The sequence below is a fragment of the Pantoea sp. Ft-CA_14 genome, assembly GCF_024520875.1.
GTDB lineage: Bacteria > Pseudomonadota > Gammaproteobacteria > Enterobacterales > Enterobacteriaceae > Pantoea > Pantoea agglomerans.
Genome location: NZ_JALNPM010000001.1, coordinates 528,760 through 543,661, shown reverse-complemented (window position 1 = coordinate 543,661; position 14,902 = coordinate 528,760). Strand labels below are relative to the sequence as shown.

The 14,902-nt window shown below is 54.2% G+C and carries 16 protein-coding genes and 1 riboswitch; of the genes, 3 read left to right on the top strand and 13 right to left on the bottom strand.

Translation table 11 applies throughout. From position 1 onward, the window contains the following. Positions 1 to 187: 187 nt before the first annotated feature. The 5 genes from NR195_RS02670 to NR195_RS02650 form a co-directional block, all read right to left on the bottom strand. Entirely contained in the window at positions 188 to 1,297 is a 1,110-nt protein-coding gene (locus NR195_RS02670) for a fimbrial protein (protein ID WP_256844057.1), read from the bottom strand. Between the two features lie 16 nt (positions 1,298 to 1,313). Beyond that, complete coding sequence (locus tag NR195_RS02665; protein ID WP_256844056.1) at positions 1,314 to 3,764, bottom strand: fimbria/pilus outer membrane usher protein; 2,451 nt, start codon at positions 3,762 to 3,764, stop codon at positions 1,314 to 1,316. Between the two features lie 117 nt (positions 3,765 to 3,881). Beyond that, complete coding sequence (locus NR195_RS02660; RefSeq protein ID WP_372340248.1) at positions 3,882 to 4,550, bottom strand: molecular chaperone; 669 nt, start codon at positions 4,548 to 4,550, stop codon at positions 3,882 to 3,884. Positions 4,551 to 4,605: 55 nt separating this feature from the next. Then, positions 4,606 to 5,196 (bottom strand): fimbrial protein, encoded by a 591-nt coding sequence (locus NR195_RS02655; protein ID WP_256844055.1) that lies wholly within the window; start codon positions 5,194 to 5,196, stop codon positions 4,606 to 4,608. Positions 5,197 to 5,642: 446 nt separating this feature from the next. After that, positions 5,643 to 5,912, bottom strand: coding sequence for a hypothetical protein (locus NR195_RS02650; RefSeq protein ID WP_031593389.1), 270 nt, complete (start codon positions 5,910 to 5,912; stop codon positions 5,643 to 5,645). 317 nt (positions 5,913 to 6,229) lie between these two features. Between NR195_RS02650 and NR195_RS02645 the strand changes: the two genes are divergently transcribed. Then, positions 6,230 to 6,772: a thioredoxin domain-containing protein gene (locus NR195_RS02645; RefSeq protein ID WP_167423214.1), complete on the top strand. Its 543-nt coding sequence runs from the start codon at positions 6,230 to 6,232 to the stop codon at positions 6,770 to 6,772. Between the two features lie 252 nt (positions 6,773 to 7,024). After that, a complete protein-coding gene (locus NR195_RS02640; RefSeq protein WP_010670725.1) occupies positions 7,025 to 7,438 on the top strand; it encodes an ASCH domain-containing protein in 414 nt (137 codons plus the stop codon). Between the two features lie 9 nt (positions 7,439 to 7,447). Here the strand turns inward: NR195_RS02640 and NR195_RS02635 are convergent, their stop codons facing one another. The 8 genes from NR195_RS02635 to NR195_RS02600 all read right to left on the bottom strand — a co-directional run bounded on the left by NR195_RS02635 (position 7,448) and on the right by NR195_RS02600 (position 14,026). Next, the gene (locus NR195_RS02635) at positions 7,448 to 8,416 is read right to left on the bottom strand and encodes a HesA/MoeB/ThiF family protein (protein ID WP_033780146.1); all 969 of its coding nucleotides are present in this window, start codon (positions 8,414 to 8,416) and stop codon (positions 7,448 to 7,450) included. Positions 8,417 to 8,425: 9 nt separating this feature from the next. Continuing rightward, positions 8,426 to 9,184: a thiazole synthase gene (locus NR195_RS02630; protein ID WP_010247482.1), complete on the bottom strand. Its 759-nt coding sequence runs from the start codon at positions 9,182 to 9,184 to the stop codon at positions 8,426 to 8,428. Between the two features lie 2 nt (positions 9,185 to 9,186). Then, positions 9,187 to 9,384 (bottom strand): sulfur carrier protein ThiS, encoded by a 198-nt coding sequence (gene thiS, locus NR195_RS02625; RefSeq protein WP_010247485.1) that lies wholly within the window; start codon positions 9,382 to 9,384, stop codon positions 9,187 to 9,189. After that, the gene (locus tag NR195_RS02620; protein WP_256844054.1) at positions 9,374 to 10,312 is read right to left on the bottom strand and encodes an FAD-dependent oxidoreductase; all 939 of its coding nucleotides are present in this window, start codon (positions 10,310 to 10,312) and stop codon (positions 9,374 to 9,376) included. The genes thiS and NR195_RS02620 overlap by 11 nt, the downstream gene beginning before the upstream one ends. A gap of 131 nt (positions 10,313 to 10,443) precedes the next feature. Continuing rightward, positions 10,444 to 10,563, bottom strand: a riboswitch (TPP riboswitch). A 63-nt stretch (positions 10,564 to 10,626) separates the two neighbouring features. Beyond that, positions 10,627 to 11,172, bottom strand: coding sequence for a cysteine hydrolase family protein (locus tag NR195_RS02615; protein WP_256844053.1), 546 nt, complete (start codon positions 11,170 to 11,172; stop codon positions 10,627 to 10,629). A gap of 248 nt (positions 11,173 to 11,420) precedes the next feature. Further along, entirely contained in the window at positions 11,421 to 11,735 is a 315-nt protein-coding gene (locus tag NR195_RS02610) for a helix-turn-helix transcriptional regulator (protein WP_010247494.1), read from the bottom strand. A gap of 16 nt (positions 11,736 to 11,751) precedes the next feature. Continuing rightward, on the bottom strand, positions 11,752 to 12,870 hold the full coding sequence (locus NR195_RS02605; RefSeq protein WP_256844052.1) for an alkene reductase: 1,119 nt from the start codon (positions 12,868 to 12,870) through the stop codon (positions 11,752 to 11,754). Between the two features lie 268 nt (positions 12,871 to 13,138). Continuing rightward, positions 13,139 to 14,026 (bottom strand): hypothetical protein, encoded by an 888-nt coding sequence (locus NR195_RS02600; RefSeq protein WP_256844051.1) that lies wholly within the window; start codon positions 14,024 to 14,026, stop codon positions 13,139 to 13,141. Positions 14,027 to 14,300: 274 nt separating this feature from the next. Here NR195_RS02600 and NR195_RS02595 point away from each other — a divergent pair, with 274 nt between their 5' ends. Continuing rightward, positions 14,301 to 14,855 carry an AAA family ATPase gene (locus NR195_RS02595; protein ID WP_256844050.1) on the top strand — a complete coding sequence of 185 codons (555 nt, stop codon included), beginning with the start codon at positions 14,301 to 14,303 and terminating at the stop codon, positions 14,853 to 14,855. Positions 14,856 to 14,902: the final 47 nt, after the last annotated feature.

Genomic DNA, 14,902 nt, shown 5'->3' with positions numbered 1-14,902 from the left:
TGCAAAGTGGCGCAGAGGTACAATTTTAACAGAGATTGGGGAAAACAGCGGGTCGGGTTGTGCCGGTTTTAACAATTGCTGCAGGAGATGGCCCGGATAATGATTGTGTCAGCGCTCAGGTTAGAAAAGTGTGGCGCATTCAGCATGCATCACACCCTTCCCACCCGTAATGCACAGGCTGAACAACCTAGTTATAAACCAGGTTAAAGGTTACTGTGCTGTCCGCTTTGCCCGCCATAACCTGCCCGTCGGTCTGAATATATTGCGCGTTAAACGCCATCGACTTCGTCTGATTGGGTGAGGAGATCGTCGTCAGCACCGGCAGTTGATCGGTGGGCACATTCAGAGGGACACGCTGGCCTTCAGGAACCTGCAGGCCCGACCCATAGGTCAGGACAATGCCCACACCTGAAGCAGAGTTGCTCTGTGGCGTCAGGCTAAGGGCATCCTTATCACCCACAGTAGTCATACCGAAAAAGCCCACTTTAACCGCTGCACTGTGTTCACACATCACCTGAATCTGAAAACCTTTTTCACTTCCCGCCCGGCTACCGATACCGCTAAACTCTGCCTTACTCACTTTTCCCATCTCCACATTAATCACGGACTGGGAGGTGACAACGGCACAGCTGCCATATTGCACGGTAAAGCTGGAGAGGAAGATCTGCGGCTTATCATTAATCGGCTGACTACTGGCTGCGCTATCCCCCACCTTTAAGCTGGCATTGCCAATATTCACCTCACCGACATTGGCCGGTTGATTGCCTGGATTAAGCGGCGATTGCTGGCCAGGGATTTTATAGAAGACCACATAGGACTGAAGTGTAATGTCATGTGCAGAATTCAACTGTGGGCCGGTCTGGGAATTACAGATCGAGCTAATTTTGCCCTTGCCGCTGGTATCAGAGAAGGTACCGGCGCACCAGGAGGGCTCCCTGAAACCGATAGCGAATCCGATGCTGTCTACTCCCGGCACACGATATATTGGCGTATTATGACCGCCCGCAATATTCGTCTGTAAACCGGACTCTTCGGCGTTAATCTCAAACCCCAGATCCTTGTAGTTATAGCCCTGCTCACCGCTGTTTCTATTACAGATAAAGGCATTACTGCTTTGCAAAGGCATCTGCGCCGAGATGGCCGTGCCATCGGCTGCGCCCGGCACATAGTTGACGTTTTGCACCTGTACCACAACCTGACTGATACCCTGACAGGACTCCTGCCCCAGCGCCTGCAAACAAACCAGCGCCGGGATCATCAGTATGATTCCTGTCATTAATCGCTGAACTGATTTCATCTTAACTTCCTGTGGATTACTGACAAACCGCAGAGACCAGCCTGACCGGGTTAGAGCCAGTGGCGGCTGGCAGGCAGAACGGTGCGCGACAGCTTTTCTGCCCTCCCTCATCCTGCCAGTTCACTTCGATGAGGCCCTGAGCCGGTACACCGCTCAGATAAAGTTCCCCTTTTTCCGCCACGATGCCGCTGGTACTGCTCTCTTTACCCGCGGCAGCAAGTGCGACCTGGCCTGCCGCACCGAAGGGCGGAAAAGTATCCTGCCAGGTAAGGGTGAACAACACCCTGTTACCTACGTGGGTGGCATAATCGGCCATCACAATCGCTCCACGCGTAGGGATAGCCTTTTGCCCATCCAGTTCGACGTCAACGTTGTCGGGCAGCGTATCCGTTTCCAGTTCGATAGCGTTTTCCTGGTAGGGCGAGAGTGAAGGCACAATCGCATAGCCGCGGCCATCAGTGACCACTTTGCTGCCGCTCTGGATGCCCACATCTGCCGTATCCGGTACCCGAACAATCGCGAAGGTATCGCCCAGCGGCTGGCTTAACGTAATGCCGTGTTCATGCGCGACGATCCCACCCGACAGGCCATAGTTAAACTGGCTGCTGTGCCGATCGTGACTGACCCCGACACTGACGCTGCCGCGACTGCCGCGATAGTCCAGCGAACCGTTGCTGTTCACGTTCTGTCCCTGACTGTCATGACCCTGTTGCAGGTTGTAGTGCAGGTTATCGTCCTGCAACGCGCTGCCCGACAGGCTGACCTGCTGAGACACATCGCCATCATTAGTGGCATTCATGCTGTAGCTGACGGAGCTTTCTGGCAGCAGTGCGCTGAAGGGGATGGAGACATTGAAAGAGACCGCACGGTCAGCTTTACGGGCACTGGTCGAGTCGGTGTAAAACCAGGCAATGCCCCACGAAATGGCGTTGTAATTGCTGTAGAAGCCCAGATGTAATGTGCGATCTTCATTGTCTGATCGCCAGTAGCGCTGCACATACGCGGAGGCACTGAGGCTGCCATAATCACCGATACCCTGAGAGACTGAAATTTCTGAGCGACTGCGTTTATTTGCCCCATAGCTTGCCGGACTGGTCATCGCATTGGCCTCGCTGAAGGCGTAAAAACCGCTGGAAGAGTAGCGATAGCTTGCCATGCTGAAGGTCGTATTGGTGGAGGCGAAATTTTTCTGATATTGCACACGCACCGACTGACCACTCCGGCTTTGTCCTTCCGGCATACGGGTTTTTGCCAGAGTCATATCGGTTCCCAGCGAGCCAAAATCGCCCAGGCTTTTACCCAGGCCCGCCGCCACAGCGTGATAGTTTTGCGCGAGTTGCACGCCACCAAAGGCGGTAAAGTCATGCGGCAGTCCGTAGAACAGCGTGGATTGCACAAACTCAGGCGAACGCAGGTTGCTGCTGCCTGAGTAGTGATAACGACCGCCACTGACACTGTATTTCAGATGGCCCTGACGCAACATATAAGGCACGGCAGAGTAAGGCTGAGTGAAGGTGCGCACCGAGCCATCACTTTCATGAATGATAATCTCAAGGTCACCGCTCTGGGACGTGGGATAGAGATCTTTGATTTCGAACGCACCGGGTGCGACCACGGTTTCATAAATCACATAGCCGTGCTGGCTCACCGTTACCCGCGCATTGCTATGGGCGATGCCTTGGATCATCGGGGCGAAGCCGCGCTGGCTTTCCGGAAGCATGGTGTCATCAGACATGATCTGCATACCGCGAAACTGCACGCTGTCAAAAACATCGCCGGACGTATAGGTATCTCCTACCCGAAACTGGCTTTTCAGCGCCTTAAGATCCCGCTCCAGAAATGAGGTCTGAGACTGCCATTGACTGACCAGATCGTAGCGCCATGTGGACGTGTTACGCAGCCGCCATGCACCAAGATTGGCCCCGCTGCGCAGGCTGAGTAACGTCGAGTTCCAGCGGTCACTGTGATTGCGGCTACTGCTGCCAGACAAGGTATAGTTCACAAAAGCAGCCGACACCCCCTCATCCCAGCGTGCTGGATCGACATAATCGCGATCTTTCACCATCAGCGCGATCTGTGGAATTGAAAGGTTTAACTGCTGATGCGCGAAATCAAAGTGGGTCGATGCATCGGGAATGAAATCGCCTAACTCTTCGATGGCCTCATCTTTCTTCAGATTAGTGAGCGCGGAAAAACCGTTGACGTTCACCCCCATCGCGGCCAGCTCTGCCACCGTCAGTTGCGGAACCAGCCCGGCTTTGCCCTGTACGAAGCTGACATCGCGGCTATCAATAACTCTGTTGTTGAGCAACAGCGTGACATGATAAGTGCCGGGTTGCTGTCCGCCCTCACGAGCAAAATAGTGGAGATCGGTGGCGTGATGTTGATCGGATGAGAACTCCAGTGCCGCCGGGTCAAAATAGTCATCCGCACGAGCACCACGCAGCGGGCAGAACAAAATCAGCATTAACCAGGGAGAGGCGTAAAGCGGCTTTGCGTACCTTATCTTTCCTCTCTGAGCGTGCTGATTAACTTTCACTGATGATGGCCCCGGGTTTAAAACAAAATAAATTACAAATAACAACTAGCGCGTACGTTGTTCGGTAATGCCGCCATAGTCGTTGATTGCAGACCAGCTCACTGCGCCGGAAGCAGCGACGCGCCAGTGCCGATCTTCTCCAGGGCCAATCATGCCAGGATCCTGTATCTCGTGATGATTAACGCTGAGCGAATAAAATGAGACAAAGTAAGGCGTTGGGTTATGCGCAATCAGCTGATTGCCTTCATGGCGGAATGAGAGTTGCTGCCAGGCATCAGCCGGATTACCCGGCAAATCTTTTGGCCGATAAAAAAGCTTAAATTTCGATTTAATATTGACCTGAAGCTGGTTACTTTTATCGCGCGGCGTCGGTGAAATAGATTTCACATTCAGCCAGAATACCGATTCACGATCTTTCGGCAGGGGCATCCCCAGATAATTAATCCTTAACAGATTCTCTTTTTCCGCATCAAGCCGGAATAGCGGTGGCGTAACAATAAATGGTACCCGGGAATGATTATTTTTATCAAAGTTCTCTATCCAGGATTCAACCAGATACGGCGTATTTTTATCCTGATTGGTAACCGAAAGTGTTGCCTCCTTTTTGCCTTCCACAAAAATAATACGCGTCCCTCCCATTACCACACCCGCATGGGCAGCCATGCCCAGCATGCACGCAGAAAAGAGTGAAATAAGTCTTATTACCTTAAACATAGATATTTGTGCCATCGATATTTCGGAGGGGAAGCAGGGTTGCCCCTGCTATTAATCAGTTATAAATCATCACAAAGTTAGAGACTGAGTTGGCAGCACCGACAGCGATCGGCGCACCATCACTTTTATAATCGGCAAAGAAATTTAAGTCCGCAGAACCGCCCTCGTCAGCCGTTACCAGGCTGACCGCTTTGGAGACGGATCCGATAGCAATCGGCGTGCTTCGGTCAGCTTCATAAAGTTTAATTCCTACGCCGGTAGCGCCACCGCTGGTGACTTTCAGCAGGGAGTTGTCACCGCTATCTTTATCACCATCAAACAGCACAGCCACGGTTTTAACTGATGAAGGACAATCCTTAACAGAGATAGTGAATGGCGTTTCTGTAGTTTCGTTACGGCTTTCGAAATACGATTTCGCCCATTTACCTAAATCAACGCTCTGGTTTTTACTGGCGGTAGAAACGTCACAGGAAACATCGGTAATTTCGCCGGTAAATTTCACTTCACCACCGGCACCCTGTGTACCGGCTGCTGCTCCCGGATTAGGAGTAATCGGTGATGGGCCATCAGCAGGCGTTGCTAATGCTGATCCGGACACCATAAGGCCAGCCAGTGCCACGGGCAGAATATGTTTTCTGATATTCATCAAACCTGTCTCTTTTAATACATGCAAAGTGGCTGCAATGAGTCACCTGATGGATAAATATGCATTTACAGAAATGCGCCAACATAACAACCTGAGGTTTATTATGTTGCTGCTATATTAGCCTCTCTCGGCTATATAAAAATTAAACGAGACGTTCAGGTTCTTACACAGAAGAGATACATTGGTAGCCTTCCTTGATCTACATCACTTTAAGAAGGTAAAAGGATTATTTATTGAAAAACTATTTTTACTAAGACGGCACTTAACATAAACCTTAAATATATATTCATTCCAGAATGCGAATATATAAGTTGGCCGCCGTGAAAATTATGCAGTGCCGGAAATTCTCAGCGGTGATTAGCAGCGGCTCACCTCGGGTTTTACATCATCAGCCACACCAGGTTTTCGACTTGCGTGATTTTTACTGATGCCGCGAGCCAGTCAGCTCAAAGCAAATCGTGACCTATGGGAGTGCGAAAAGCGTGGCGTGCCGCGGTCATTAACTGACTGGCGGTGACGGTCGTGGGTAATCGCATCAGAATTTTGCTGGCCTGCCAGTAACAGAGCAGCATGACCTCATCCTCCTCTTTTTCAGCCAGTTCATGCAGGCGGGCGCGCAGTGATAACACATCAATGGTCTGCTGCTCGTCAAGCATGTCAGAGATCGTCTGATTGATGACGTGATGGAGAGTTTTCCAGGTGAGATCGGTATGCAAAATTAACCTCTTCTAACGCTTATCAGCTCCGGGCAAACAAACAGCAGTGAAGCAGCTTAAATGGCTGCATCCTGCAAAAGATTGCACACTGCTGACAACTATAGCTGTTCGTGGGCGGCTACGCCGTGCCAGCAGTTGAAAATGCCAAAGTTGGCAATTCTAACGACTAATGGACCTGCCTGTCGCGTATTACACGCGACTCATCAGCTGATTGCTGTTTTTTGTAACAATTACAGCTGATTCTTAACTGGCTGATGTCAGAGGGATTTGCCAGGGTAAACAGGTTTCCCGTGTGGTTAATGTTCAAGGAGTTGTCGATGAGTCAGCACGCTGATGTACTGGTATGGGGCCACGGCCCTGAAATCTTTGAAGTCTTTCTGGAACCCACGTGTCCTTTTTCGGTGCGCGCCTTCAATAAATTCGACGCGTTACTGGCGCACGTAGGTGAAGAGAACATCACCCTGAAGATCCGTCTGCAATCACAGCCGTGGCACCTCTATTCCGGGCTGATAGTGCGCTATATCCTTGCCGCCGCCTGCGAAAGCAAAGAGGCCGCGAAAAAGGTGATGCAGGCGGTAGCCGATCATCGTGAAGAGTTTGAGTTCACCGACCACTGTACCGGTCCGAACCGCGATGCCACGCCGAATCAGATCCTCGCCCGCCTGAAAGATTACAGCGGCGTGAATGCCAGCGCCGCGTTTGATCAGCCCGACCTGCAGAACGCCATTAAATGGCACTGCAAGTATGCCCGTCAGAACGGCATTCACGTTTCACCGACCTTTATGGTAAACGGTCTGGTACAGCCCGAAATCAGCAGCGGTGACGATATAGCGCACTGGGCAAGCTTTCTGATTCGTTAATATTAGTGCGCGGCTGTGCCCGGCCGCGCCAGACTGAGTCTCTCCTTTGCGACCCCACTCACGCTCAAACTCAATATCCTGATAATTAAGCCTGTTTTCCCATGTGGAGGCCGGGTAAGCTGTACCGCTATCAGCAGCAGACGGTGGGATTAAAGCCGCTGCTGTTGTTCATCTTAACGGCACCGCTGGCCTGCATGGCGATAACCTGACGTTACGCCGGGCCCGCACGCCTAATTCATTGAGGATTTGCTGATGACGATGACGCTGCAACAACTGCAGGACAAATATCCGGGTGCCTTCACAGATGCATTTGGTGACTCCCCGGAATTAGCCAGCGAGCTCGCAACGCTGATTATTGCCGGTAAGAAAGTAGCTACCTGCGGGTCGTTGCGGAGCTGGCAGGATCAGGAAGCATTGCCTCAACCGGGCGGTTACAGCATTGTTCTCAACGGCGAACAGCAGCCCGTCTGCGTGATCCGCACCACCGGCTTGTTCCTGACGCGCTTTGATCGCGTCACGCCAGAGATGGCGATGCTGGAGGGTGAAGGCGATCTGAGCCTCGACCACTGGCGTCAGGAACATCAGCGCTACTTCGAGCGCGCTGGCTATTTTCACAGCGAAATGGAGCTGATCTTCGAGACGTTCCAGCTGGTCGAGGTAGTCTAAACCGGCACGCTACAGGGTGTTTGCCGCCACCAGCGCAAGCCGCGCAATCCCCCGCGCGGCAAGGTTCTCAGCCGCCTGGGCTGCGCGCATGCCACTGGCACACACCAGAACCACACGCTGATTGACCGGCGGTTGCCAGGCCGCTATCTGCTGCGGCAGAATTCGCACCACCCGCTCGGCCACACTGACCGGTGCCTCTTCCAGGCTGCGCAACTCCACTATGCAATCATCCTCCATCAGCATGGCCCGATCGATAAAGGGCGTGCCGGGCGCGTCAGGTTCAGGTGCGTCATCAAAACGAAACTGCCTGATATGCCAGTCAACAAAGTCACAGTGGATCATGCAGCCGAGCGGCGATGGCGTCAGTTTTAACAATACGCTCAGCGCCATCTGCGCCTGCATTGCGCCCAGCGTCGCTACCGCCGGTCCCATTACGCCTGCCGTATTGCAGTTACCCGAGGCCGTGGGCAGCTGCGGGAACAGCGCGCGATAGCCAGGCGCACCGCCACAGAATCCGCCAACATAGCCCTTGCGTCCCAGCACCGAGGCGCAGATCAGCGGCAGGCCTGCCGGATAACAGGCGTCGGAGAGCTGATAAGTAATAGCGAAGTTATCCGCCGCGTCCACCACCAGATCGATCCCCTCCAGCGCCTGCGGCAGTTGACTGGCGCTTAGCGCGTGTGGATGCGCCTCAACGCGACAGTCAGGATTGCGCTGCGCCAGCGCACGCTGAGCGCAAAATACTTTCTGCTGACCCACATCGTCGACGCCAAACAGCGTCTGCCGGTGGAGGTTGTGCAGTTCAACCCGATCGCCATCGTAAAGACGGATAAATCCCACACCCGCGCCTGCCAGTAACGGCAGCAGCGTTGCACTAAGCCCGCCCGCCCCCACCACCAGCACCCTTGCCCTGCTCAGCCGCTGCTGCCCCGCTTCACCAATCTCAGGCAACATCGTCTGTCGCTGATAACGCTCCATCGCTGCTCCTTAACTGAATTGTGCCAGACCAAAAATAGGCGTAGAGGCAGACGCCATGTCGCGCTGCTCCATCAATCCCGCCTGAAACGCCTCGTGTCCGCCGTGGATCGCAGCAGCAAAGGCACCGGCCATGCGCACCGGATCGCGCGCTTTTGCCACCGCCGTGTTGAGCAGCACGCCATCGAAACCCATCTCCATCGCCTGAGCCGCCTGGCCAGGTGCGCCAATGCCCGCATCAATAATCAACGGCACATCTTTAAACCACGCACGCATAGCGCGCAGCCCCTCGATATTACGCAGCCCCTGGCCGGAGCCGATCGGCGCGCCCCAGGGCATCAGCACTTCACAGCCCGCTTCCAGCAATTTTTCGCCGACAATCAGATCTTCCGTAGTGTAGGGAAACACCTGGAACCCGTCAGCGCAGAGAATCCGTGCGGCCTCAACCAGGGCAAAAGGATCGGGCTGCAGCGTGTCGGCATGGCCAATCACCTCCAGCTTGATCCAAGGTGTGTCGAACAGTTCACGCGCCATCTGCGCCGTCGTCACCGCCTCTTTCACCGTGTGGCAGCCTGCCGTATTCGGCAGAATACGTTTGTTGAGCTGTTGCAGCAGCGTGCGGAAAGCGCCGCCTTCACTGCCTTCCCGCCGCAGGCTGACGGTAATAATCTCCGCGCCTGACGCGTTGATCGCCTGATGCAGAATGTCCGGTGACGGATAACCGGCCGTGCCGAGCAGAAATCGGGATTGCGGAGTAAATTGATAGAACATGGTTAACCTCCCTGCATCGGTGACAGGATTTCGAGCTGGTTGCCCGCCTCAAGTTGCTGGCTGGCATAGCGGCTACGCGGTACAAACTCCCCGTTCAGCGCGGTGGCGACGGTCCGCGGATCGATCTGCTGCTCCGCCATAAGCTCCGCCAGCGTCGTTGCGCCGGTTTCAATCGTGCGGCCATTCAGTTCAACGCGCATGAGTCATCTCCTGAGTCAGTTGCAACATAAGTTTTTCAGCCATGATCGGGGCCAGCAAAAAGCCGTGGCGGTAGAGGCCGTTAAGTGAGAAACGGCCATTTTCGTAGCGGACTTCCGGCAGGTTCTGCCGATAAGCAGGACGCAGACCGGTGCCACTCTCCACAATCCGCGCTTCAGCCAGCGCCGGATGCAGGCTGTAAGCGGCGCTGAGCAGTTCCATCATCGCCCGGGCGCTGATCGGGCTGCTGTCGTGGCTTTCGACCATGGTGGCACCCAGCATGAAGTGGCCCCCGTCACGCGGTACCAGATAGCAGGGAAAGCGTGGGTGCAGCAGCCGGACAGGACGGGAGAGTTGTACGTCGGATGTGTGCAGGATCACCATTTCGCCTCGCACGGCGCGCAGGGCTGGCTGCCGATCGGTGGCGTGGATGCCACGGCAGTCGATGATTTTGCCGCCGGGTTTAACGCTGTGAAAGGGGACGCCAGCCTGTTGCAGTTTGTCGCGCAGTTGCTGCAAGGCGCGGCGCGGATCGAGATGCGCCTCTGCGGCGAAAAACAGGCCGCGGGCAAAGCGGTTTTCCAGCGCGGGTTCGATGTCACCGGGAGAGACCCACTGATGCTGCTGCGTCATGCTGGCGAAGCGCGTCAGTTCACGGCTGTCACGCGGCGGAGCAACCACCAGCGTGCCCTGCTGTTCCACGCCATCAACGCGTTTCGCCCACCAGCTGGCCGCGTGCTGGCCCCATTCGATCACCTGTGGCGGTGCGCTTTCTGCTTCACACCAGGGCGCGAGCATGCCGCCCGCCCAGTGCGAGGCCGCAAGACAGTCAGGCTGAGTAATAACTTCGACCGTTTCTCCCCGCTCCAGCAGCAGCGTGGCGACACAAAGCCCGGCAACGCCGCTGCCGAGCACCGACCAGCGGCTCATGGTGTCCACCGGACAGGAAAAGAAAGATTCAGGATGAGATTTTTCAATTTGGCCTCGTTATCCGTTAACGAAGACCCGTGATACAGAGGGAAAAGGCAGGAACGTTGCGAATGCGCCCCTGCGGCAAGTATCTGATGAGATACCCGTCTTCCTACGCCAGTATCAACTGGGTCAGGTTCTAAGGGTCGCTAAGCCGCGCGGTGCGCTATTAGCCTCTCAGTCTCTCTGGCGAGACTCCCCTGACGGGTTTAGTTGTAAGTTAAGCAGACAGCTTCGTCAAGCAGACTGCATGGAACCGGGTCAGAACATCGGACTTAACCGGCAGAACCGAAATGCCAGTCAGTTGCGGTTGCCAGCGTCACAAAGGGGCCCGCCAGCGTCTGGTTGTGATGCGCAATAATCTTCTCCGCAGAGAGGTGGGGATTATCGACGGTGGTGTGCGCATCGGAAATCAGTACGACGTTAAAACCCAGCTCCGGGGCTGCCCGACAGGTAGTATCAACGCAGAACTCTGTTTTCATCCCCGCAATCACCAGTTGCTTAATGCCCTTTTGTCTCAGCTGAAGCTGCAGGCCAGTATCCCTGAAACAGCTGGGATATCTTTTGGTGAAGATGACATCACTCTGCGGGTTGACCTGCAATTCCGGGATCAGGCGCGTCAGCGGGCTTTGCTCGTTAAAAGGGGAATCATCCGGGCCGATATGGCGTGCGAAAAAGAGGGAGACGGCAGAAGCCCGGGCTTTAGTAATGAGAATTGAGGTATTCGACAAGATCGAATTTGCGGCAAAGGGAGCCTCGGGACCATTAAAAAGCCCCTGCTGCATGTCGATAATTAAAAGTGCACTTTCAGATGTAACCATGACCTGTCTCCATTCAGTTTTTAAGAACGGAGAACAGCTCCCCGTCCGGTTCGGCGGGGAGTGAGAATCAGTTGTGTCAGGTGCCTGTCACAGAGTCGCTCACGCCGCCGCCAGGGGCGGTGGTGGTGGTGACGGTGGTGAAAGACTGAACTGACATAAACATTTTCTGACCCTGAGTTAATGCGTTCGGTGAAGTCACCATCAGAAGGATGGCGCTGACATCTACATTACCCTGTAAGCCGTCGCTTTTAAAGCGCCTGCAGCGATTGGGTTACCGCATCGGTTATTTCACGAATGCGCGGTTCGGCGCGGCGATAGTAAGTCCATTTCCCGACTTTGCTGGCTTCAACCAGCCCCGCATTGTGAAGTGCTTTCAGGCATAACGAGGTGGCGGGCTGTGATAAGCCCGCCTTGTCCTGTATGAGGCTGGCACAGACGCCATACTGATCGAAGGGGTAGAGCTGGGTATAGCCCGCAAACGCTTCGTCAGGATTTTTAAGCCACTTCAGCACTGCCACTCTGGTCGGGTTGGACAGTAACTTCAGGGCATTTTCGGGGGACATGCCGCCTCACAGAATATCAGGATGGGTAAAATGGGTAGTCAGTATAGCCTTTCTCAGTGCCGCCATACAGGGAGGCGTGATCGACCTCATTCAGCGGATATCCTGATTTAATCCGCGCGGGCAGATCGGGATTAGCGATAAATGAGCGGCCAAAACCAAACAGATCGCCCCAGCCTTTTTCCAGCACATGCTGCGCTTTTTCAGCCGTGTAGCGACCCGAATAGATGATCGGAGAGCGGAATGTTTCCCGCAGCGCGACACGGAAGCTCTCTGGCATCTCCGGGCTGTTGTCCCAGTCGGCTTCAGCAATGGAGAGATAGCCAACTTCCAGCTCGTTCAGCAGTGCTGCTGCGCGGATGTAGGTCGCGTGTGGATCACTTTCAACCAGACCGAGATAGACACGCTCTTCGTCGGTACTGGTAAACAGAGGCGCAAATCTGACGCCAACTCGGTGGCTGCCAAATACCGAGCTGACCGCCTCAACGACTTCTCGCAGGAAGCGCAGACGATTCTCAGCAGATCCGCCATATTCATCCGTACGGAAGTTGGTGTGCTCAGAAATAAACTGGTTAATCAGATACCCGTTGGCGGAATGCAGTTCCACACCGTCGAAACCAGCCGCTTTGGCATTCTCCGCCGCGCGTCGGTAAAGCTCTACGATCTCTTTAACTTCCGATGTAGTCAGTGCGCGTGGCTCGCTGGGTGCGGTCAATATGCCGGCGCCAGGCCCGGTTTCAATAAATACCCGGACGTTATCGGCTGCGATGGCTGAAGGGGCAACGGGTGCCTGCTTGCCCGGCTGCAGTTCATTATGGGACACGCGGCCAACATGCCAGAGCTGGCAGAAAATCGTGGCCCCTTGCTGATGTACTGCCTCTGTAACCTTTTTCCAGCCGGCGATCTGCGCTTCGCTGTGGATCCCCGGCGTCCATGCATAGCCCTGCCCGCGAGGCTCAATCTGGGTGCCTTCGGTGATCATCAGCCCCGCGCTGGAACGCTGGCGGTAATACTCCACCATCATCTCGCCGGGAATGTTGCCCGGTTGTTCACTGCGGCAGCGCGTCAGCGGCGGCAGTACCATGCGGTTACGAAGCTGAAGGTCGCCCAGATTCAAGGGGGTAAAAAGTGACGGCATGACAAAAAGTCCTCTGATGTGTGAAGAGGCGACATTATATTTACACATTTAAATTTGTAAATGTGTAATCTGTGCTTTTTGTCCAGGGCGGTATCTGTGGTTTCTGGCAGAGGGTCACTTTCTGGGTGGAGTGGTGACAGCGCGTGGGATTAACAGTCCCTCATCGCAGCGCCTGACTGCGTAACGTCAGGAGGAGATCCTGCAGACGCCGCTTTCAGGAAAATTGCTTCGCCGGGACGGAGGTGCTGCCTGCAGGATCATAAGAACATTAAGAAGCGTATTTTTCAGTGAACGCCTGCCACTGCTGGCGATAAACCTCCAGTTGACTGAGTGCGCCATCAATGGAGGGCTGTGCTTTGTTGTCAGGATTCGGCGTGGCACGAATCAAATCGGCAAAGGTGCTGAAGACAGAGTCCATATCACGGCCCGACTTCATGGCTTCCATCATCCCGGCCAGCTCCACCTGTGGCCGTGCGGTTGCGCTCTTAACCTGGCTGAGATAGTCACGTGCGCTCTCCTGCATGTCGCGTGTTCCATGACGTATGGCTAACGCCAGCGTATCCTGTGCTCCCAGCAACGTCTGACGTTCACGAATGGCGACTTTGACGCTTATCATCTCATCAGCAATGTCATTCGCCTGCTTCTGGTTATCGCCGGAGACATATTTTTCTATCAGTTTATGGAGCTTAGACTGCGTCAGGGTCAGCGCCATGGCTTCCGAGGTATCCGAATTATCGTACTGATTACGGCCCACCTGGCCTTCAGCCAGCATCTCATGGAGTGCAGCGGCAAACTCATCCATAGCGGTCTGCGTATTAGCAGCCGTCATACTCAGAAGCGGAGTAAATGTTCTGGCGTCCCAGCTGGTGTAGGGATCGTTGAATAACGCATATCCGAGGTTAACGGACGGTCCCTGACCGGATGACTTTGTCTTTGCCAGTTCCTCTGAATTTTTGGCCTGCTGCTCTGCCGTGATGGGCTCAGCGACAGCCTGCACCAGGCGCGCTCTTGCCTCGGGTGAGATCACCACCACACTGGCAGGTAATTCTTTTCCGGTAATAGTTTCTTTAGTCGTGTTCTCAGCTCTGTTTGTTACGGTGAGCGTGGCTAAATATCCTCTTGCCACCTCTGTTGTCACGCCATTGATTAACCCCATAATGCCCTCTACGGTTTGATTGGTTGAACAATTTATCGGCAAAATGTAACCAATCTTTACCGAAATCTTATTGCTGCCTGGGTTAAGACGGCTCAGGGCAAGTCTGGCTATCATCGCCGCTGCGGCCTGACTTTGATCCAGAAAAGGTTCAGAATCCCCAGGCTGACCAGCCAACGGGTCCCGGCAGCGTTTCAGACTTTACGGAATGCACAGGAAAGTTTCAGAGCAGTACGCATTTATCCATTTCAGACAGGGTTAATTCAGAGGAGACGTTGTGAATAGTGCACTTCCATTAGACGCGCTTGGGCCACGCATTTGTATTATGGGTCCATCTAACAGCGGAAAATCGACCTTAGCTGAAGCCATTGCTCACAAAACAGATCTACCAGCAGTTCATCTGGACCAGCTTCACCATATTCCGGACAGCCAATGGATGTCCAGAGCACCGGCAGAATTTCTCCGTTTGCATGCTGAAGCGGTGAGCCAGGAAAGATGGGTGATGGAGGGTAATTACACCAAATGCATTGAAGAACGATTCTCTCGTGCCACAGGCTTAATTCTGCTGGATGTAAAAGTGACAGTGGCACTGCTGCGGTACATTCGCAGATGTTACTCATCCACGCCGCGTATTGGCGGTCTGGGGAGGGGCAGAGAGCAGATGAACCTGGAGATGCTGAAATATATTCTCCGTACTGCCCCGCAAAATCGAAAGCACCATAAAAAGCTTTACGACCAGGTCAGACTGCCAAAACTTCTGCTTCCTTCTCCCCGCGATGTTAAAGCCTGTTCTGACTACTGGGGATTAAAGCTAACGAATAATGATCGATGAACACAGGCTGTCGGAATAATGTGTGTTTTCCGTTAATGGGGTCGTTC